At 39.7% G+C, this 20876-nt stretch carries 15 protein-coding genes; 7 read left to right on the plus strand and 8 right to left on the minus strand.

What is annotated here, in order from left to right:
• Window positions 1-9 precede the first annotated feature (9 nt).
• On the minus strand, window positions 10-423 hold the full coding sequence (locus NWP25_RS16740; RefSeq protein ID WP_280650501.1) for a Fur family transcriptional regulator: 414 nt from the start codon (window positions 421-423) through the stop codon (window positions 10-12).
• Between the two features lie 173 nt (window positions 424-596).
• Here NWP25_RS16740 and NWP25_RS16745 point away from each other — a divergent pair, with 173 nt between their 5' ends.
• Together NWP25_RS16745 and gor are read left to right on the plus strand one after the other, a co-directional pair.
• Complete coding sequence (locus NWP25_RS16745) at window positions 597-1145, plus strand: peroxiredoxin (protein ID WP_280650502.1); 549 nt, start codon at window positions 597-599, stop codon at window positions 1143-1145.
• A gap of 111 nt (window positions 1146-1256) precedes the next feature.
• Window positions 1257-2612, plus strand: a complete 1356-nt coding sequence (gene gor / locus NWP25_RS16750; protein ID WP_280687480.1) for a glutathione-disulfide reductase — start codon at window positions 1257-1259, stop codon at window positions 2610-2612.
• Window positions 2613-2694: 82 nt separating this feature from the next.
• Here gor and NWP25_RS16755 read toward each other — a convergent pair whose 3' ends face one another.
• The 3 genes from NWP25_RS16755 to NWP25_RS16765 all read right to left on the minus strand — a co-directional run bounded on the left by NWP25_RS16755 (window position 2695) and on the right by NWP25_RS16765 (window position 6968).
• On the minus strand, window positions 2695-4017 hold the full coding sequence (locus NWP25_RS16755) for an ATP-binding protein (protein WP_280699825.1): 1323 nt from the start codon (window positions 4015-4017) through the stop codon (window positions 2695-2697).
• 127 nt (window positions 4018-4144) lie between these two features.
• Complete coding sequence (locus NWP25_RS16760) at window positions 4145-5398, minus strand: tellurite resistance TerB C-terminal domain-containing protein (RefSeq protein WP_280650504.1); 1254 nt, start codon at window positions 5396-5398, stop codon at window positions 4145-4147.
• Between the two features lie 244 nt (window positions 5399-5642).
• A complete protein-coding gene (locus NWP25_RS16765; RefSeq protein ID WP_280699828.1) occupies window positions 5643-6968 on the minus strand; it encodes an ATP-binding protein in 1326 nt (441 codons plus the stop codon).
• A 794-nt stretch (window positions 6969-7762) separates the two neighbouring features.
• Between NWP25_RS16765 and NWP25_RS16770 the strand changes: the two genes are divergently transcribed.
• The 3 genes from NWP25_RS16770 to NWP25_RS16780 all read left to right on the plus strand — a co-directional run bounded on the left by NWP25_RS16770 (window position 7763) and on the right by NWP25_RS16780 (window position 10816).
• A complete protein-coding gene (locus tag NWP25_RS16770; RefSeq protein WP_280699829.1) occupies window positions 7763-8995 on the plus strand; it encodes a phosphotransferase family protein in 1233 nt (410 codons plus the stop codon).
• Between the two features lie 51 nt (window positions 8996-9046).
• Window positions 9047-10135, plus strand: a complete 1089-nt coding sequence (locus NWP25_RS16775) for a T3SS effector HopA1 family protein (RefSeq protein ID WP_280650507.1) — start codon at window positions 9047-9049, stop codon at window positions 10133-10135.
• A gap of 234 nt (window positions 10136-10369) precedes the next feature.
• Window positions 10370-10816, plus strand: a complete 447-nt coding sequence (locus NWP25_RS16780) for an acyl-CoA thioesterase (protein WP_280650508.1) — start codon at window positions 10370-10372, stop codon at window positions 10814-10816.
• Here the strand turns inward: NWP25_RS16780 and NWP25_RS16785 are convergent.
• Genes NWP25_RS16785 through menA form a run of 3 tightly spaced genes read right to left on the minus strand, consistent with a single transcriptional unit; the run spans window position 10799 to window position 14066 of the window.
• Window positions 10799-12178 (minus strand): 2-succinylbenzoate--CoA ligase, encoded by a 1380-nt coding sequence (locus NWP25_RS16785; protein WP_280699830.1) that lies wholly within the window; start codon window positions 12176-12178, stop codon window positions 10799-10801. The genes NWP25_RS16780 and NWP25_RS16785 overlap by 18 nt on opposite strands.
• Window positions 12169-13137, minus strand: a complete 969-nt coding sequence (locus NWP25_RS16790) for an o-succinylbenzoate synthase (protein WP_280650510.1) — start codon at window positions 13135-13137, stop codon at window positions 12169-12171. Before NWP25_RS16790 ends, NWP25_RS16785 begins: the two co-directional genes overlap by 10 nt.
• A 23-nt stretch (window positions 13138-13160) precedes the next feature.
• Window positions 13161-14066 carry a 2-carboxy-1,4-naphthoquinone phytyltransferase gene (gene menA, locus NWP25_RS16795; RefSeq protein ID WP_280650511.1) on the minus strand — a complete coding sequence of 302 codons (906 nt, stop codon included), beginning with the start codon at window positions 14064-14066 and terminating at the stop codon, window positions 13161-13163.
• 356 nt (window positions 14067-14422) lie between these two features.
• Here menA and NWP25_RS16800 point away from each other — a divergent pair, with 356 nt between their 5' ends.
• The gene (locus NWP25_RS16800; RefSeq protein ID WP_280650512.1) at window positions 14423-15838 is read left to right on the plus strand and encodes an isochorismate synthase; all 1416 of its coding nucleotides are present in this window, start codon (window positions 14423-14425) and stop codon (window positions 15836-15838) included.
• Between the two features lie 74 nt (window positions 15839-15912).
• Entirely contained in the window at window positions 15913-17619 is a 1707-nt protein-coding gene (crtO, locus tag NWP25_RS16805; protein WP_280650524.1) for a beta-carotene ketolase CrtO, read from the plus strand.
• 292 nt (window positions 17620-17911) lie between these two features.
• Here the strand turns inward: crtO and pgmB are convergent, their stop codons facing one another.
• Complete coding sequence (gene pgmB / locus NWP25_RS16810) at window positions 17912-20845, minus strand: beta-phosphoglucomutase (protein ID WP_280699833.1); 2934 nt, start codon at window positions 20843-20845, stop codon at window positions 17912-17914.
• Window positions 20846-20876 lie beyond the last annotated feature (31 nt).

Consider the following 20876-nt stretch of genomic DNA (forward strand, 5'->3'; position numbering starts at 1 on the left):
TCAGGCTATTTAGCAGCAATTGCACCAACCCCTAACAATAACTTCGTAGCTTTCGCCACGTATACCAGGGCGAAGAGTCTTCATATCTATACACTGGAAAGTTTCCCACGCAATGTCTTCAATCGCACCACATTGGCGACAGCAAAAGTGATGATGGGGTTCAACCTTCGCATCATAGCGACAAACTCCTTCTTCCAGTAACACCTCTCGTACAAGACCCACTTCCCTGAGAGCTTGCAGAGAACTATAAATAGTCGCCTGAGATGAAACAGGAAAATCTTTGTTGAGGTCCCCCAGGATGGTCTCAACTGTAGGGTGATCAGACCGAGATAACAAATTTGCATAAACTGCGAACCTCTGAGGAGTCACCCTCAAACCTTTAGATTTTAAGGTTTGAATAATTGTGTGTGCCTCTTGCTGCATATTTTGCTGCTACATTTTGCATTTTAACGATTTCTCTATTGTAATCACCAAATATTAACTTTAAACAACTTGAGAAATTAAGTATTTATAACTATTGAATTAATTTTAAATAAGAATTATTCTGAGATAGTAATAAAAAACAATCGTAAACAAAAACTCAACTCATCAAAAATATGGCTGTTATCGAAAAAGTTCCCAACGTTGTATTCAAAACCCGTGTGCGCGATGAATCTATTGGTGGACCTAACCCATACCGTTGGCAAGACCTTACCACTCAAGATATTTTCGGTGGTAAGCGTGTTGTAGTCTTTTCACTACCTGGAGCTTTTACCCCCACTTGTTCCACCTCCCACCTTCCGCGCTACGAGGAACTCTATGACCAATTCAAAGCCTTGGGAATTGATGACGTGGTTTGTGTATCTGTGAATGATGCCTTTGTTATGTTCCAGTGGGGTAAGCAACAAGGTGCTAAAAATGTGACTTTACTTCCCGATGGTAATGCTGAATTTACACGCAAAATGGGGATGTTAGTTGATAAATCTAACCTGGGCTTCGGTTTGCGCTCTTGGCGTTACTCAATGGTAGTAAATGACTGCACCATTGAAAAAATTTTTGTTGAGCCTGGTTACGAAGATAACTGCCCTACCGATCCATTTGAAGTGTCGGATGCAGACACCATGCTAAATTACCTAAAAGAAGCTAAAACTCCTGCTGCTGTGTAATATTATTGCTGGGGACTGAAAATTAGGTATTGGGTATTAGGGATGAGGAAAAATTTTCCTCAGTCCCGACTTCCCAATATCCATATTCAAAATCTAAAACTTGAGGGACGCATGACTTACGATTTCGACTTATTTGTGATTGGCGCAGGATCTGGTGGTATTGCAACCGCTAGAAGAGCCGCAGAATATGGAGCCAAGGTAGGGGTTGCTGAGTTTGACCGACTAGGCGGAACCTGCGTAAATCGTGGCTGTGTCCCTAAAAAGTTAATGGTCTATGCTTCCCATTTTCCAGATTTGTTTGCAGATGCTCAAGGGTACGGCTGGAGTGCAGTCAAGAGTTCTTTAGACTGGGAAAAAATGATTACGGCGGTCAATGATGAAGTGACACGCCTCAATGGTATTTATCAAACTATGCTGGATAAGTCCAAAGTTGAAATCTTGCAGGGACACGGTAAATTTATTGATGCCCACACCATTCAAGTAGGCGAACGTCAGGTTACCGCAGACAAGATTTTAATTGCCGTGGGTGGCTATCCAGTCAAGCCAGATATTCCCGGGATTGAATACGCTCTTACTTCCGATGATATTTTCCACTTGAAGGAACAACCCAAACGTATAGTAATTTTGGGCGGAGGATACATTGGCTCAGAATTTGCTTGCATTCTCAATGGAATGGGAAGCGAAGTTACCCAGGTAATTCGTAATGAGAAGATTTTGCGTGGTTTTGACGAAGATTTACGCCATGAGATTCAGGAAGGAATGGGTAAGCATGGTATTAAAATTCTAAACAATAGCGAAATCACTGCCATTGAGAAGGCAGAAACAGCGTTAAAGGTGAGTGTTCGCAGGGATGGTGATTCTGAGGAGACGGTAATTGTTGATGCGGTGAGTTTGGCGGCTACAGGGCGCAAACCTAACACGCAGAAATTAGGTTTGGAAAATACCAAGGTTCAGCTAAACAAAAATAGTGCAGTTATCGTTGATAAATACAGTCAAACTACTGAAGAAAATATCTATGCAGTAGGAGATTGTACAGATAATATTAATTTAACTCCTGTGGCTATCAATGAAGGTCGAGCCTTTGCAGATACCGTATTTGGAAACAAGTGTCGCAGGATGAGCTACGAAAATGTACCCACCGCAATTTTTACCACTCCAGAAGCTGCAACTGTTGGTTTAACTGAAGCTGAAGCCAGGGCAAAATATGGTCCAGCTATCAAGGTTTATCGCAGTCGCTTTAGACCAATGTATTATACATTGGCGGGCAAGGATGAAAAAACTATGATGAAATTGATAGTTGATCAAAGCACTGACAAAATTTTAGGAGCCCATATGGTGGGAAATAGCGCTGCTGAAATTATACAAGGAGTGGCGATCGCAGTTAAGATGGGTGCTACTAAAGCTGACTTTGATTCCACAGTAGGTATTCATCCTAGTTCTGCCGAAGAATTTGTGACGATGCGCTGAAGTTAATCATCTCATTAGTGGAGAAATGCCCTGGATTTACTAAAATCCGAGGGTATTTATTTAAATCCCGTCAATACTTGATTCACAAACTAAACTCTGCTGCATCATCCTCATCAGCATCTTTCCCCATAGCAGTAGGCTGAAATGTAGAACCATGAATTAGGCCAGTAAAAGTCATGGCTGGGTTTTGATGGAGAATATTTAGCACACTAAGAAAATCCCGGACAATTTCCCCTGGTGTGAGTAACGCTTCTGCACCCAAGCGAGTGACAATTTCTTGCACAAATTCCTGCAAATCATCATTGTTCAAAACTGGTTCATAACCGAAATTCAGTGCATGAATCTCTGTTAAGCGTTGCAAAAGTGTGAGAATTTGTGCTGCACTCAAAGGGTTAAGCCGGATAACTGGTCCTAAATGTTCCTGAACACCTGACTCCACAACAAAACGGCTTTCTTTTGTGCGTCTTCGCCAAGCTTGGTCTGCAAAAAGTCCTCGGTTGGGATCTTCTAAAAACTTGGTTGTTCCACCAATAAAAATGCCCAGATGTTCCGCTTTACATTGCATAGTGTCATTAAACATGGTTAGCAGTCTGTTATAGTTCTTTTCACGGGTGACTGTAGTTGATATTTGGTATAAATTTACCGCTTCATCAATTAAAACTAACAGTCCTTTATAACCAATCTCTGCCACAAATTTAGCAAATAGCTTGATGTAATCATACCAACTATCATCATCAATAATTACCCGCACTCCTAACGCTGCTTTGGCTTCAATTTTGGTGGTAAATTCTCCACGTAGCCAACGGAGGGACGCATTTTTTAAATCATCATCATCTAACCGATAGCCACGCCAATAAGCAATAATTACGCTACCAAAATCAAAACCATGTACTAAATCTTCGATATATTGAACTACTTCCCTAATTTTTGCTTCAATTTGGTCATCAAAACCATGGTCATTAGGATGTAAGTTTGTTTCTTTGACGACTTCTTGTTGAATTTTGTTAATCCATCCTTCCAAAATTGAAACTAAAGCACCACCATCAGGACGAGTTTTTGTGGCTAGGTGGCTCATTAATTCGCGATAACTTGCTAAACCTTCATTCTGGGTTCCTGCTAATCGGCGTTGGGAAGATAAATCAGCATCCGCGACAACAAAACCTTGCTCCATAGCTTGGTTGCGGATTAGTTGGAGAATAAAGCTTTTACCTGAGCCATAGTTGCCAATTATAAAGCGAAATGCTGCTACACCTTGTGCGATGTCATTAAGATTTTGGCATAGGCTTTGAATTTCTTTTTCCCTTCCCACTGCGATGTGTTCAACTCCTGTCCTCGGTACTACTCCTGCACCGAGAGAGTTAATTAAAGCAGTGGAAATTTTTTTAGGGATTTTGAGTTTAGCCATGTGGTTTACTACTGAATTTTCAACGCAGAAGTATAGGATATATACCTAATTTGCTTCAGAATCCTGGTATTTCCACAATACTAGCACCTTATTGAGCACGGATAATTTTAGAAAGCTATAACAGCATTTAATTGGACGATGTTTTTCTCGCCATGAGATTTTCATACACAGTCAGCATTTTTCTCACGTTGACTAAATGTTCTGGATACACTTGGGGATTTTCCCAACTCGGTTCAACTATTAATTCTCCAATAGTATCATTGGCGTGTTCATTTATAGAATCAATTAATAGACTGGGCATGGTAATTTTTTCTTCAGCAATTTGCTTAATAATTTGCCGGGGACTATCTTGTTCTAGTATGGCTTTCAGCACCTTAATTTCATGGTTAGGTAGTAGTTCTAAGAATTGGTTCCATTCTTCAGGTAAAATATTAGATGTATCTGTTGAATCCGAGGAATCAATTATTTCTGCACAAGGAAACAAATCATTTGCACTTTCATTGAAGTTTTCAAGGGAGACTTTTTGATTGTATGTTTCTGTTTGTTGGAGTAATTCCCAAACTTGGCTCTGTAACAAGTCTCGTTCTGGTTGCAACAATGATACTTGTGTTTCTATTTCCTGTAATTCTGATTGTTTTTCTATTATTTTATTTCCTAGGTAATTGAGATTTTTTGCTAAATTATCCCGTTCATTTTTTTGCTGCTTATTATGTGTTTCTAGTACTTGGTTTTCCATACGCAGTTCATACATTTTTTCCTCTAATTGTGGTTTGAGTCTACCTAGCAAACTGACATTGCTCTGAAGTTCTTGTTTTTCTTGCTGAAGTTCACTAATTTGATTTTGTATCTGCACAATTTCAGCACGATAAGTATTACAGTTCAACTCGAGGCGACGTTTTTCTGTTGTCAGAATAGAAAAAGCTTGATGCAGTTCTGCTTTACTTTGTTCGAGGTTTTTTATTTCAGCAGTTAGGTGAATACTTTCAGTTTCTAACTGCTTTTTTTGTCCAGCAAATATTCCTAAATCTCGATGTATACTATCTCTTTGATTCCGAGAATCTATTATTTGATTTTCTAGTTTTTTCGACTCTGCGTATAATAAGTTACGATGTTCTTCTATTTGGTTAATTTCTCGGAAAATCCGATATTTAAGTTCCTCCATTTCTCTAATCCGCTTGCGGTGGGAAATTAAAATCAGCATTTCATAATTGCTTTGGCGCTTATCTATAAATAATGCTGCTGTATAGGTAGCAAGTGTAGTGACTATACCTGTAATTAAGGCTTGATTCAAATCCCAGTTAGGAACGAGACTAATGCCAAAACTCACACTAAAGGCAACTATGCCTAGAATATATCGATTGCTGATCATTGCTGATTGCATATTGTTTTTTTTAGCGCAGTTGAATTGTTAAAATAGGTACTTGTTAATGCCATTACTACAGATCACTACTAAATAGCCACCTTTAAGTATTTATATGGATATAAAAATTGATTTTAGTTACCAGCTAATTAATTTTGTAGCCAGTATCCCTAGGCACAAGGCAAAAGTAACAAAGTTTATAGGAAAGACTAATCATCGATTTTAAATGCTTGTTTTCTGACTTACTATTGTATTAGATATCCCATTACTGTGTATTTGGCTGAGATTGTTCTAAATCTGTACGAAAAAAATCAATAAACTGCCGTGCTGTACGTCCACAACGACCATTGTGACGCGTTGCCCATTGTAATGCTTGATATTCTAAATTTTCCGGGGTAAGATTCAGCTTTGCCTCTGTTGCCAGATGTTGAACAATTTTTAAGTAAGTATCCTGATCTGCTGGTTCAAAAGTCAGGGTGATACCAAAGCGATCGCTAAATGACAGCTTTTCGTGCATTGTATCCCAAGCATGGATTTCGTCTTTATCTTTGGGAGTTGGTCTATCTACAAAATACTCGCGAATCAAGTGTCGGCGATTAGAAGTAGCATATACAACTACATTTTGTGGACGTGCGGTTAAATTCCCTTCTAAAACGACCTTAAGTGCTTTAAAAGCATCATCATCTTCTTCAAAGGAAAGGTCATCCACAAAGATAATAAATTTCTGTGGTACTCCCCGCAGATGTTCGATTATTTTTGGTAAGTCATGCAAGTCAGATTTTGCCACTTCCAGCAAGCGGAGATGGCGCTGGCCATACTCATTTAACAAAGCTTTTACCAAAGAAGATTTTCCCGATCCCCGACTACCGTAAAGTAATACATGCAGTGCTACCCCTCCTGATAATAAGAACTCTGTATTTTTGATCAAAGTTTTTTGTTGAGACTCGTAACCCACTAAACTACTTAGCCTAATCCTATCAGGATACTTGATGCCGACAAACTTACCTTCTTGCCAGCGCAAAGCATGATATTTTGCAAATAAGCCCGTACCGAACTGTCGATAATAAGCTGCTAAATCTTTGACAGCATCAGCCCAATTATCTAAATTTTGTAGCAACACTATTAATTTTGTCTGTATGCTGATATTTGCTTCTCTGTACCAGACAACAGGCGAAATGGGCAAATGGGCTACTGTTTGTACCCACTCGCTCAAAGAAGCACTGCTACACTCATAAAGATTCTGCAATACCTGTAAATCATGCTCTACTGCGGCTACTAAAGCACGGGGTAAGTTCTCAAAATCTTGCTGTTGAGCCAGCTTACTAAAAGGATTCTCAGAGACGAGAATTTGACTAATTAGGTAATCCTCCCAATTTTGCTCTCCAGCGGTCAAGGCATAAAAATAATTACCATAAGCTTTGAGGCAACTTCGTGCATCGGCATCAGTGTAACGTATAGCTTGCAACAGGTCAAGAAATGCCATCCCCACTTCGCTTTCCAGGACAGATTGGTAGAGTAAAAGTGATGCTGCTTGACATTGGAGGAATTGCACTTGGCTATGGCTATAGGATGAACTACTGGCTTTTGGCATAATTAACTTGGTAGTTTAGCTAAATGTATATGGTCAATCGTCTACAGACCCTGACAGCAAAATGAAAATTTCGGTAGGTGATAATTATCTCATACAGTTTTTACGGAGATATTTCTACTATTTTTCATTATTTTTACAGCACATTTACACTAAATTTTATTCGTTTTGTCACAACACAAAACATGGAATCAACCACAGTTCCAGTGTGTCCTCGTTCATTTCACTTTTTCCTTCCTGGGCTTGTTGTAGTGAAAAATGTAACATCAATATCATTCATCCAGCATATCTTATTAATATTTCAAAAAAATAATTACTGACTGCGGAAAATATCCGGTTTTTTGAAGTTGGTGATGATAAATAAAAATAAGGCTGTATATAATTTTTCCCATGTTGAGCAATCATTGATTTTGCTTTACCCGTAGCGAATACTAATTAGTCAATGGTCAGATGCACTGAAAATGACATGAATTGTTGCTCATACTACATTTAGCAACATCGTATCAGTAAAAGTAAAAATCCTCAGTGAAGAAGAAATGCTTATATCGGATAATATCCCTCCCCAGGTAGTTTTTTTTGACAGTTTTTTGGTAGATAAATTTCAAGATTTTTTAGTGTTTATCAGCATAATCTAAAGTAAAAATCCAAGTTATATTGCCATAATGGCAAGTTTTAATCTAACAGATGGGATATTAATATATTGGAGCAACTGTTGCTGTCTACCGAAACTGCTACAGCTAAATTTATCTCGATTAATAGTAATTTTATCAATAATTTTACGGAATAGGACATAATACATGTTATTACCACTGTCTTCTCACAACGTTATCGAGTATCTGCAAGAAACAGGTATGTGTTGCTCAGAAGATGGAGCATCAAGCAAATATCACTTGCTAAAAAGTAGCCAGCACAATTTCAATTTACTAGTAAGTCTAGGAAGTAATCAAAAACTGCTGGTTAAACAAAAACGTCATACTGATGAAACTTGGCATGACTTTTTTAATGAGTGGTTGTTTCAAAAATTGCTACAACAGTTTCCGGTTTTAGGGAATATTGCCGAAATCGCACCATTATTACTACATTTTGACGAAGAAAATTCTATCCTCGTCCGTAGTTACTTAAGTGAATATTCGGAATTAGGTGAATTTTACCGCTACAACGATATTTACCCCCTAGAAATTGCTACTGCCATTGGTACTACATTAGCAGGACTACATCGTGCTACCTTTGAGCACCGAGAATATCGTAGCTTTATGTGTAGTGCCCCTCAAGGACAGTTTCGCTATAGTTTTTACAATCCAGCCCAAGGGGTAGATTCTATTAGCGCAGAAATATTCGGTAGAATTCCCACTGAGGCGCTAAAGTTTTACCTTCTCTATCAACGTTATGAGAGTTTAGAATCAGCGATCGCTGATTTGGCTTATGAATGGCAACCTTGCTGCTTAACTCACAACGACCTGAAATTAAATAATATTTTAATTCATTCTCGTTGGGATCACCTAGATAATTGCTTAGTGAGACTGATTGATTGGGAAGCTTGTGGTTGGGGAGATCCCGCCTTTGATTTGGGTAATCTCATCGCCGATTATTTAGGAATTTGGCTTTGCAGTTTAGTAGTAGATCCCGCCATAGAGTTAGAAGAATCTCTGCATTTAGCCATGACACCTTTAGAGGTGCTGCAACCTTCGTTACTGGGGTTAATTCGCGCTTATCTCAAAGCCTTTCCCATTATTTTGGAGTACAGGAGTGACTTTCTTGCCAGAGTTATCCAATTCACGGGATTGGGGCTAATTAATCAAATTCAAGAAACGATGAAGTATCGTAAATACTTTGGCAACACTAGCATTTATATGCTTCAGGTTGCTAAAAATCTCCTCACCATGCCCGAACATTCTGCATTAAGTATTTTCGGGGTTTCTCAGTCACAAATTCTCAACCCTTTGGCAAAAACACCTAAACTTCCCCAGGTAGAAAAAGAGCAGCAATTGATTCCTCTTTATTACGAAAAAACCCGCCTGCGGGGTTGTTAACTAGTTGAAGCCATTGCCACGGTGTTTGTTTAATTTTTACTGGTTTAATTAATGCTAGATTCTTCTACCAATTCATTGCTCACTACCTTGGTTGATATTGCTAGTAATATTGAGATTCAGTCGAATTTTTGTATTTACCATCCCCATTATCAACCTTTTGCGCTACCCAATAAAGTAGCAGACAGATTTCAACAAAACTCTGCGGATTTACAGCATAAATATCTGACTTTATTGCTGCGAAATTTCCTTTACGGCATCTATTATAATGGTTCTCTACAGAGCACTTTGGCAGTTAATATCCCCACGGCTAATTGCTGGCGACATCAACATTTAGAAACTTATTCTATTTTAGATGTTGATTGGGAATTTTACGAACAACTACAAACTAGCAATCACGGTAAAGGTTATTTTGACCCAAATTGGCAGGTTTTGAGTCTCGAACCGGATGGTAGTATGGCAGTAACTAAAGGGGGTTTGACAGTATATGTAGAACCAGACTGTCATCTCAAATCCAATGAAAAATCTGCCAAGGTGGGGGAATCAGTGGCTATTTGGATGCCTAAAAATCGATTACAAAAGGGCTGTTACTTAGCAGTAAGTAACGTAGGACAAGGAAAGCAAGGTAATCCAGATGCGGATTTGGGCACGGTAAGGATCTATTTTAACTTCACTTCATCTGGTGCGATCGCTTGCATGAATCGACTGACCCAGCAACTCAACGCATCTAATATTGCGTTTACTTTCCAGGTTCTTTATAATCCTGCGGCATACCGACGCTATGATTCAGGGATACTATATTTTGAATGCCAGGACTATCCAGCAATTCGCAAAATTCTTCAAGCTATTTATACAGAGTATCAATCTCATTTCCAAGCTGAAACACCTTTATTTACCAAGTTTCTAGCACCAGGACTAAGTTTAGCCGAAGAACCAACCCAAAAATTTGTCGCACAGGAAACTTTTGGGATGAACCGTTGTCAAATTGTTGCAAATGCCTTGTTGGAAGCTTGGCAAAAAGGTAAAAATGCAATGGAGGAACGCATGAAAGTTATTGACAAACATTTTGCCAAACATTTGATTGATTTGCAACGTCCTTACCTCAACCCCAGTTCTGAGGATATATACCAACCTTTGAAATAATCTCTCTTTCAGAGTAGCTTCCCTAACATCATTCCTAATTAACATAGGTTAGAGGTTTGAATGGCAGTACAAAACAAGCTAGCATAGGAAATTGATATGTAGCAGTTTCCAGGTAGATCAGTTACAGATATTAATGGTAAAACTCCTGTGGGGTAGGCATCCTGCTCGCATTTGTGTACCATTAATTTAATACTTCTTTGTAAGGTAGCTTTTCTAATTACCAATTATTAAATAATGTCCTTTACTTATAATCGCGCCATTCGTCTTCAAGATACAGATGCTGCTGGAGTAATTTATTTTGCTAATGTTTTATGTATTTGTCATGAAGCTTACGAAGCATCTCTAGAAGCATCGGGTATTCATCTCAAATCTTTTTTTACTCATCCATCTGTGGCCTTTCCTATTATTCATGCCAATGTGGACTTTTTCCGTCCTTTGTTCTGTGGGGACAAATTGGAAATTAGTTTAATTCCTCACAAACTAGGTGTGAATAAGTTTGAAGTTATTTATGAAATCATAGTTCAAGATGTCCTAGTTGCTAAGGCTGTTACTAGACATGCTTGTATTGATGCAATTAGTCGAAGTAAGCAGAATTTATCTGATGAGATGATCCAGTGGTTAGAGACGAACCGCCGAGAATCACAGGGGGAGGAGAGAAGAAAGTTAAGAGAGATTTTGTAGATATTCTGTGGCTATTTTTTGCAGTTGTTGGCGGTTGATTTTTCCTTGGGAATTTCGCGGTAATTTGGTTACAGAAATCCAGCGTTTGGGAATTTTGAATTTGCTGAGTTTTTCCTTGAGTTCTGCTTGCAGTTTTAAGTGGCAATTCTGCGGATGTTTAGGAACATAAATAGCTGTCACTGCTTCTCCCCATTGTTGATCTGGTAAGCCGATAACACAAACATCAATTACCATTTCAGTTGATCTAATTGCTGCTTCAATTTCCGTTGGGTAGATGTTTTCTCCGCCGGTGATAATTTTGTCGCTGCTACGTCCCACAATGTTTAAATAACCTTGTGAATCTAAAAATCCTAGGTCATCTACTTGTAAATAATTTTCATTTTTCCAAGTTTGCGGATAGTATCCAAGGGCTAATGATTGCCCCTGAATAGTTATATTTCCAGTTTGATTGCTATTTAAAATTTCACCTTGTTGATTGCGAATATTTACCTGTGCATGTGGCAAAATTTGACCACTGTTAATTTTACCATTCAAAAAATCATCGGGTTTAAGTGCAGCAATTTGAGACGCTGTTTCTGTCATCCCATAAGTTGGTGCTAAACGAATACAGTGAAATCTCGCTTTTGCTAACAGTTCATACCACCCTGGCCCACCCCCTAAAAGTACAGTTTTGAATAGGCATAGCCACTCTGTTAATTCTGGCTTTTCTAGTAAGCGTTGTAATTGTGTGGGTACTAAAGATATAAAAAAATTGGCAGTTTCAATATGATATTCTTGACTAGATACTAAATCCTTAAATGGTACGACAGCCAATTTACCCCCAGTAGTGAAGGAACGCATAAATTGCATCAAACCACTAACATGGTATAGCGGTAAAACACAAAAGGAATTCACTGCCTTTACCTGAAAATATTCTGTAAAACCTCCTACAGATGCTATTAGAGTTTCCCATGTATGCATGGCAAATTTAATCTTTCCCGATGAACCACCTGTGGGAATCATAATCGAAGATTGAGGCGAAGGTAGGTAATGGTTGGAGATTTTTATTTCTTGTTCTCCCAGCCCCCAAATGATATCAGGCTGTACTAATTCTAAAACTTGTTGCCATTCTTGTTTTTTCCAGTCAGGGTTACATAGAAAGATTGGACAACTAGCTGCACAAGCGGCTATAAACCCTGCGAGAAATCGCACTGGTTCACGTTCAGCTATGATGATTTTGGGAATATTTCCAAAAGCTAATTTCTGCTTTAGTTCTAAATATAATTGAGAAGCTATGTGCTGAAATTGATGATTGTGGTCACCAATGATAAAATCACTGGCAGCAAGTTTATGTAAATAAACTATAGGTTGTTCTATGGACATTTAAATAAATTTTCCTCTGGGTTTTCTAAAAAATGGTTGATGCCAAAACCAACAGCCCTGTTTCCTCGAGATAATTCTGCTGCTAGTTGGAGTGCTGCTTGTTTACCAATTGCCGTTTCAAATACCGAGGAAAACACCACATCAATTTTATGGCTTTGGCAAAATTGCCGCAGACGAAAGGGTGAACCTGCTATCCCTGGTTTAATGACAAAAATGCCTCGCCAACCTTGTTGAAAGCACTGCTCAAGTTGCTTGAAGGTAGCTACAGATTCATCTAAGGCTATGGCAGTCTTAAAATCAGCACTCAATTTCAACATTCCCGAAAATTGTTCCACAGGCAATGGTTGTTCAATAAATTCAACATTTGCTTGAATATGCTCACAAATCTCCAGCCATCGGTTAGCCTCTTGGTAGCTAAGTCCACCATTGGCATCTAATCGCAATTTGGCACTAGTGGGTAAAGTACGCGTCAATAAGTCAAAAATTTCTAGCTCTTGAGCAATTGCATTCACCCCAATCTTCCATTTAAACGTGCGATATCCCTGCTTCCACAGGGTTTCCCATTGATTTAACGCTGCCTCTCCAGCTGGTAATAACCCACTATATGTCAGCAATTTGCCGTGGGTTAGAGGAGAAGAATATCTCTTGTATCCAGCAATTCCCACCGCTACCAACGCCGATTCAAAACCAAATTGAGAAGCAGGTAAATGATCGGGGATAGAAAAAATAATTTCTTCTGTAATTTCTGTTGGTAATTGGTCACAAAAATTTAAAGCCTGTTCTAGAGTTTCCGAACCAAACCAACTCATGGGAGCAATTTCTCCCCACCCACACTTACCCTTTGCATCACCGAGACGAATAATTATACCCTCACGGGTATGCCAGGTTCCGTGACGAGTAACCAGTGGTTGCAAAAACCGCCGCTCATAAGGACAAAAATCAAACCGATAACCTTTCATCGCTGACTCTTTGCCACTCAATCTTATCCACCCACGAAAATAAACCCTAAACCCAAGAGCAAACAACAGAAAAAATGTAAATTAACCGCAATAAACTTGCAATTACTTACCTTTTCCGGTAGATGATGATTTTGTTGAACGTGGCGACATAACTGGAAAGCATAGGGTAAACTCAGCCAACTCATTAAAGTCCAAACTGGGAAAATTCCCCACAAAACAAATAGCAAAATCAGGGGATAAATACTCCCAGTAAACCAATAGAGGACTTGGGCTGCTTTTGCCGTACCCAAACGGACAACAGGCGATCGCTTGCCGGCAGCTATGTCATCCTTAACTTGGTGAAAATGTGAACAAAATAAAATTAGGCTGGTGGCAATGCCCACAATCACCGAGGCTGCCAAACTAGTGGTTGACCAACTTTGAGTTTGGCTGTAATATCCTGCTGCCATCGCCAAAGGGCCAAAGGCAAAAAAACAAATAATTTCCCCTAACCCCTGATATCCTAAGCGAAAAGGAGGCCCTTGGTACGTGTAACCCAATAGGCAGCACAGCAAAATTAAACCGATGACAGTGGGGTCATTTTGCCAAATACCAATGGCGATTATTCCCAATAAGCCCGCAGCTAAACACAAGTTTCCTAACCAAAATATTAATAGCTTATTCCCTGTTAAATTCACTAAAGAATGATGTTTATTTTTGTCAATTCCTGTTTCTGAATCAAAGACATCATTACTAATATTTTCCCAAGCTAAAATTAAAATTGCCGCAGCTATAAAAGTAGAAAATATTCCTAAGTTAAAATTCCTTGTTTCTGCAAAAGCTACTGCTGTTCCTACCCAAATGGGCATGATAGCAACACTGTACATAGGCGGTTTAATTGCCGCTATCCATAATTTAATTTGAGGATTTGCAACCTGCTTTGTAGTCATCAGTCGTAATTAATGAGATTACAGTAACTTTACTTATACATAAAATTTTACAGTTTCGAGAGACACCACCAGTCCTAGGGGGCAGTCAAAAGTCAAAAAGCTCATATAATAGCCTTTTGCTCCACTGGAAATGTTTGTGCTATTTACGCCATCCTCTACTATCTAACCTCTCGTTAGTAAATTGTCTTAGCTGCAAAGCAAAACTAGGCATATCTGTTCAGCCTCTGGGAGCACCATAAATAAAGCAAACCATACTCTGGTGAAGTGGCAACTGAATGTGTTACCTGTAGAAATACGACCACGTTTAATAACACTTTAGAAAGTTAACTTAAAAAAACTTTACTATTGCTAGATCCATGACAGTTTTACCATGTCGCAGCAACTTCTTTGTCCACCACAAAGAACTATACTATTTTCTGTTAAACCTTCAGGAAAATTGCCTTAAGAATAATTCTCGGCACATTGTCAGTATTTCCCTTGCTATTGACTGGGTAGATCCCTTACTTATATTAAATAAACTTACGCAACCAAATGAAATAAATTGTTACTTTGAGAATCAGGGTAAAGGAGAAGCGATTGCAGCCATTGATACTGTAGCAAAGTTAGAAATTGATGGAAAAGAGCGTTTTAATCAAGCTGAAGATTTTATCAAATCTTGTCAAAAAAAGATAATAAACTTTGGTACAACTGAGACAAGTTTCGCCGGACCTCACTTTTTTTGTTATTTCAGCTTTTTTGATCAAAATTCCCAAATAGATTATCCATTTCCATCTGCTACAATTTTTCTCCCTCGTTGGCAAATAGCCGTCAAAAATAAACACTGCATATTAGTTAACAATATAATTATCAAACCCAGTGTAAACCTGGAAAATATCCTCCAGGAGTTGCATGAGAAAATTTCACAAATTCAGTCCATAGAATATTCTTCTCCAAATTTGGAAAAGTTACCAACCAAATTTAGCAAACAATCTGTAACTAATGGTGAAGATTTTAAATTTGCAGTTGGATCTGCTGTAGAAAAAATTCGTTCTAGCTATTTAAGTAAAATTGTGCTAGCAAATGCCTTAGATGTGAGGTCAAGCAAATTTTTTAATTTATTTCAATCATTAAACAATCTCCGCCAAATACATCCGAATTGTTATATTTTTTCTACCAGCAATGGTAAAGGGCAAAACTTTATTGGTGCCAGTCCAGAACGATTAATTAGTATTCACAATCAAAACTTAGTCTCTGATGCTTTAGCCGGTTCCGCACCCAGAGGTAAAACACCTGCAGAAGATGCTGCTCATGCCAATCGCTTATTAAATAGTATAAAAGAAAGACACGAACATTCTCTGGTAATTGATTTCATTACTCAACGTCTAACCAAGCTAGGTTTGTTACCCCAGGTATTAGCACCGCGCCTGAGACAATTATCTAACATTCAGCATTTATGGACACCAATTACTGCCATGGTTCCTGGCAACATCCACCCGTTAAAGATAGTCTCTCAACTCCATCCTACCCCAGCCGTTGCCGGTGCAACTCGAGATTTTGCTTGTGCAGAAATTCGTCGTTACGAAACCTTTGAGAGGGGGTTATATGCTGCGCCTTTGGGTTGGATAGATGCTAGCGGTAACTGCGAGTTTATAGTTGGTATTCGTTCAGCATTAATAGATGGCGATCGCGCTAGACTGTATGCTGGTGCTGGTATCGTCGCGGGTTCTGATCCTGATAAAGAGTTTGCCGAGGTGCAGCTGAAACTACAGGCCCTGCTAAAAGCATTGGTTTAAATCTCTTTATCAAGAAAAAAATCATATAACCCACGAAAGATTTAGATCATTACGGTAGCTTCTAACATCAGGAAATATACTTTACTTCCCTAGATGTAGTTATGGAAGCCTATGATGTTGTAATTATTGGCGCTGGTCATAATGGGTTAGTTTGCGCTGGCTACCTGCTGAAAGCTGGTTATAGCGTCTTGTTATTGGAAAGGCGATGGCTCCCCGGTGGTGGTTCCACAACTGAAGAACTAATGCCTAATCAAGCACCTGGTTTTAAATTTAACCCTTGCGCTATTAACCATCTGTTTATTTTCCTAGGGCCTGTCATCCAAGAATTAGAACTGTATAAGTACGGTTTAGAATACCTGAATTGCGATCCCGTGGTCTTTTGCCCCCATCCTGATGGTAAGTATTTTTTAGCTCATAAATCTATAGAAAAGACTTGTGCGGAAATTGCCCGTTATAGTGAACGTGATGCTCAAAAGTACGCTGAATATGCTGACTTTTGGCAACGTTTCATCCAAGCAGTGACTCCCTACTTCAATGCAGCACCCAAATCAATTGTTGATATCGCTGGCAATTATAATCTGACTCATCTGCAAGACTTGTTTTCCATGTTGGGGGGATCTTATACAACCCTTGATTTACTGCGTACCTTACTTACTAGCGCCATAGATAATATTAACGAGTATTTTGATTCTGAGTTTGTCAAAGCGCCTTTAGCCAGACTCTCAGCAGAACTCAGTTCTCCTCCCTCCCAAAAAGCCATGTCCTTTGGGGCAATGATGATGATGTTGCGTCATCATCCTGGGATGGCTAGACCCCGTGGCGGTAGTGGCGCACTAATTGCAGCTTTGGTAAAATTGGTAACTCATAAACGTGGTGTTATCCTCACCGAACAAAAAGTAGAAAAAGTTTTGGTAGATAATGGTAAAGCTGTGGGTGTGTGCGTAACTGGTGGTCAAGAATATCGAGCCAAAAAAGGGGTAATCTCAAGTATTGATGCCAAACGCTTATTTCTGCAACTAGTGGATCCTGGCGATGTAGATAGTGCTGATGGGAATTTGCGGGCAAGATTACATCGTCGCATTGTGAACAACAATGAAACCATCCTCAAAATTGATTGCGCTTTATCCGCACCATTGCATTTTATACATCACAACCACCAAGATAATTATCTCATGGGTTCGGTTCTGATTGCAGATTCTGTCAACCACGTGGAACAAGCTCATAGTCAAATTACTTTTGGCAAAATTCCTGACGAAAACCCCTCCATGTATCTCGTGATGCCTACAGCTCTAGACTCTTCAATGGCACCACCAGGAAAGCATACACTCTGGATAGAGTTTTTTGCCCCTTATCAAATTGCAGGTGCAGAAGGTACAGGGTTAAAAGGTACTGGTTGGACAGATGAACTAAAACACAAAGTTGCAGACAGAGTAATTGATAAACTGGCTCAGTATTCCCCCAACCTCAAACATTCAATCATTGCCAGTTATGTGGAAAGCCCCCCTGAATTAGCAGAACGTCTCGGATCTTACAAGGGTAACTACTACCATATCGACATGAGTTTAGAACAGATGCTTTGTTTTCGTCCGTTGCCAGAATTAGCTAATTATCAAACCCCCATTCAGAATTTATATCTTACTGGTGCCGGAACTCATCCTGGTGGTTCAATTTCTGGAATTCCAGGACGCAATTGTGCGCGTATGTTTTTGCATAATCAAGAACCGATTGTGCAGAAAATTAAGGAAGCTGGTGATGCTATTAAATCAACATTTATCAAATAAAAACTTTTCTCAACCCAGAGTAACTCTGAGAAGCAAGAAAATTTGCCTGACTTCAATGTTTAACATTGTTGATAACTCGATAAACTTGGTTAAAACAATGTTTAACTATGATTTCAATTATTTCTGTGGCCAAGAGGATAGCCTTCAAAAGGTTGAACCTCTGTTGCTGGATGGTCATCATCCGTGAAGCTGAAAATTTTGGTAAATGTATCCAAGATATACTTAATTGCTTGCTCAGGAATATTTTTAATTGAATAGATATAAAATCTTATCCTGGAAAAAACTTGTCAATTTATTGTTTTTGTGGATCAGTTTCTCTCAATTGGTCTTGCAACTCTAGCCACCTCACACCTGCTAGGCTAGGTAAAACAATATGAGCCGCACCCACTCGTTCCGATGGTCCTAAGCCTATTGCCCACATACCAGCGGCTAGAGCAGCTTCTACCCCCGCAGCAGCATCTTCAATCACCACACATTGCTTTGGTGGAAGTCCTAGTTTGTCCGCTGCACACAGGAAGATGTCCGGTGCAGGCTTTGCTTGTGGTGTACTATAACCATCTGCCATGGCATCAACTTTATCAGCAATTCCCAACCGTTCTACAACCATCTGCACATTTTTGCTGGCTGAACCAATGGCGATTTTAATGTTATTTGCTCTTAACTCATCCAGTAAAGCCATCGCACCTGGTAACACATCCTGGGGTGTAATGTTGGATATCATTTCCACGTAGTATCTATTTTTACGCTCTAACATCTCCTGAATTTCTGCTTCAGAATATTTTTTATTCTTAATAATCAGCATCAGGGAAGCCCGACGAGATATACCCCGTAAAGCTTCATTAGCTTGCCGATTAAACTCTATACCCTCTTCATCTGCTAGTTTCTGCCAAGCTTGATAGTGATATTCTGCTGTATCTGTTAACACACCATCGAGGTCAAAGATTACCCCTCGGATGTTAGAGGATGTTTGGAAAGATGAAGGAGAAAATAAAAGAAATTCCTTGTCGCTCTTCTTCTGGGTAATTTGTTTGGGACGGAGATCAAAATCATGCCATTCACCGCGCCAGTGCAGTTTAAACTTCAGGCGTGTCCACCCCTGGGGTAAGTGGGGATTGGCAGTGGGTTGACTTTGCGTCAATTGAATACCAGCAAAACCAAAAATCACAGCTTGCCAAATCCCACCAGCATTAGCCCCGTGAATACCTTCGGCGGTGTTACCTCGCCTGTCTTCGAGATCCACCATTGCTGCTTGTATAAAACGTTCATAAGCTTCTGCCGATTTGCCTAAATCTGAAGCTAAAATTGCATGAATTGCCGGTCCTAGAGATGAACCATAAGTAATATCTGTGCGGGGTGCGTAGTAGTCCCAATTGGCTTCTAATGATTTTTGATTGTAGGGAAAATCTGCTGATTCCCGCATCAAATACAACAGCATCAATACATCTGGCTGCTTGAGTACCTGCAACTTGTTGGTTTCTTCGATGCCCAAAATGGCTTGCATCGAGCGCGTGCGTGGTTCATAGTCGTTTAAATTAACATCTTGCAATTGGAAAAATCCCTCGAATTGCTCAATTAATCCCGTTGAGGTGTGGTGAGGAATCCAGAGTTTAGCGGCGATATCTTCCCAGTGGCTTTTTGTTTCCGGGGTGAGTTGTAGTTTATCTTCTAATTCCTTAGCTCGTTCTGGGAAGCTTTGACGTAACCAATCATCAACTATGATGGCTTTTTCTAAATGCCATTGCACCATCCGGTTTGTAAAGCTGTTATTGTGTACGAATTCGTGATACTCATCTGCTCCTATCACCCCACGAATTTCATAACGATTTTCCTCAAAATTAAATTCAACTCGACTACCCCAAAAGATGGCGGTATCTAAAATAATCTCTACACCGAACTTTTGCATCCATTCATCATCAGCAGTTGCTTGCCAGTAGTACCAGACGGCATAGGAAATGTCTGAACTGATGTGGATTTCGTGATCACGACACCAAATCCGGATATCTTCACCGTAAAAATCGCTGGGGAGTGACCAACGTGGTGTGACTTCATCACCTGTTACAGCACTTTCCCAAGCATACATCGCCCCTTTATACCCATAATGCCATGCCTTGCGTCGCGCTCCACTTAAGGTGTGATAGCGGTAAGTCAGTAAATTACGTGCTAGAGCAGGTTGGGTGAAGGTAAAAAAGGGCAGAATAAAAATTTCTGTATCCCAAAAAACATGACCACGATACCCAAAACCCGAAAGAGTTTTAGCAGGAATGCTGACTTTCTCATCATGCCTTGGAGCGGCAATTAGCAGCTGAAAAAGATTGTAGCGAACAGCAAAAGCGGCTTTACTATCCCCCTCAATCAAGATATCACTGTACTGCCAAACTTTATCCCATACTTGAGTGCTGGCTTCAAGCAAGGCACTGTAATCTGGTAAATAGGCGAGTTTTTCTTGAGCTGCTGCCACTGGTTGCAAAGTATCCCGTGAGGTAAAAACCGTAACAATTTTCTCTACTGTTACTGTCTGCTGTGGTGTAGCGAGAAAAGTTGCATTTAAGGTGGGGTAGCCAGGAGCAGTATGCGCTTCTAAGGCTGTTTTTACTCCCGATATTACCATCCTTGCTGCCATGCCAATATCAATCCGGGATCCCCGAGTTCGGCTGTGTAACCAAATTCCTTGTTCCGTTTTACCCTGGTCAATTGCTTCCCAATGATTAAAACCTTGGTTCTCTGGATAGCCGTTAATACTAGCCTGAATTTCAATTGTCCCATCAAAATCTACCGGCGTTATCTGACAGCGCAACCCTAATATATGCTGGTCAGCTAAACTGGCAAAGCGTTCAAAGTAAATGTCTATGGTTTTGCCACCGGGGCTGCGCCAACGCACGGAACGGCTAAGAAGACCTTGACGCAAGTCTAGTTGTCTCTCATAGCCCAATATTTCTCCGTAATCGCAACGAAAGTGATGACCATTGAAACTTAATGCCAATGGTAACCAATCGGGGCAATTGGCTAGTTCTGTATAAACTATAGGGACATCATCATAGACACCGTGAATGAAAGTAGCCGGCAGTGCACGAATATAGCCTTCCTCAAAAGTACCCCTTGTTCCCAAGTATCCGTTGCCGATGGTGAAGACGGTTTCTTTTGAATGCAACTGATCAGGGTCAAGTTCAGTTTCAATCAGTATGGAGTCTGTATAGATGAAATGGTGATTGGGACTTTTTTTGTTCATGGTCAATCTCTATGTTAAATTCCCAATTAGC

It is taken from the genome of Umezakia ovalisporum Ak1311 (genome assembly GCF_029891685.1).
GTDB lineage: Bacteria > Cyanobacteriota > Cyanobacteriia > Cyanobacteriales > Nostocaceae > Umezakia > Umezakia ovalisporum.

Coding starts and splice junctions, on each gene's coding strand:
- NWP25_RS16740 (WP_280650501.1), bottom strand. CDS start 423: ATGCAGCAAGAGGCACACACAATTATTCAAACCTTAAAATCTAAAGGT.
- NWP25_RS16745 (WP_280650502.1), top strand. CDS start 597: ATGGCTGTTATCGAAAAAGTTCCCAACGTTGTATTCAAAACCCGTGTG.
- gor (WP_280687480.1), top strand. CDS start 1,257: ATGACTTACGATTTCGACTTATTTGTGATTGGCGCAGGATCTGGTGGT.
- NWP25_RS16755 (WP_280699825.1), bottom strand. CDS start 4,017: ATGGCTAAACTCAAAATCCCTAAAAAAATTTCCACTGCTTTAATTAAC.
- NWP25_RS16760 (WP_280650504.1), bottom strand. CDS start 5,398: ATGCAATCAGCAATGATCAGCAATCGATATATTCTAGGCATAGTTGCC.
- NWP25_RS16765 (WP_280699828.1), bottom strand. CDS start 6,968: ATGCCAAAAGCCAGTAGTTCATCCTATAGCCATAGCCAAGTGCAATTC.
- NWP25_RS16770 (WP_280699829.1), top strand. CDS start 7,763: ATGTTATTACCACTGTCTTCTCACAACGTTATCGAGTATCTGCAAGAA.
- NWP25_RS16775 (WP_280650507.1), top strand. CDS start 9,047: ATGCTAGATTCTTCTACCAATTCATTGCTCACTACCTTGGTTGATATT.
- NWP25_RS16780 (WP_280650508.1), top strand. CDS start 10,370: ATGTCCTTTACTTATAATCGCGCCATTCGTCTTCAAGATACAGATGCT.
- NWP25_RS16785 (WP_280699830.1), bottom strand. CDS start 12,178: ATGTCCATAGAACAACCTATAGTTTATTTACATAAACTTGCTGCCAGT.
- NWP25_RS16790 (WP_280650510.1), bottom strand. CDS start 13,137: ATGAAAGGTTATCGGTTTGATTTTTGTCCTTATGAGCGGCGGTTTTTG.
- menA (WP_280650511.1), bottom strand. CDS start 14,066: ATGACTACAAAGCAGGTTGCAAATCCTCAAATTAAATTATGGATAGCG.
- NWP25_RS16800 (WP_280650512.1), top strand. CDS start 14,423: ATGACAGTTTTACCATGTCGCAGCAACTTCTTTGTCCACCACAAAGAA.
- pgmB (WP_280699833.1), bottom strand. CDS start 20,845: ATGAACAAAAAAAGTCCCAATCACCATTTCATCTATACAGACTCCATA.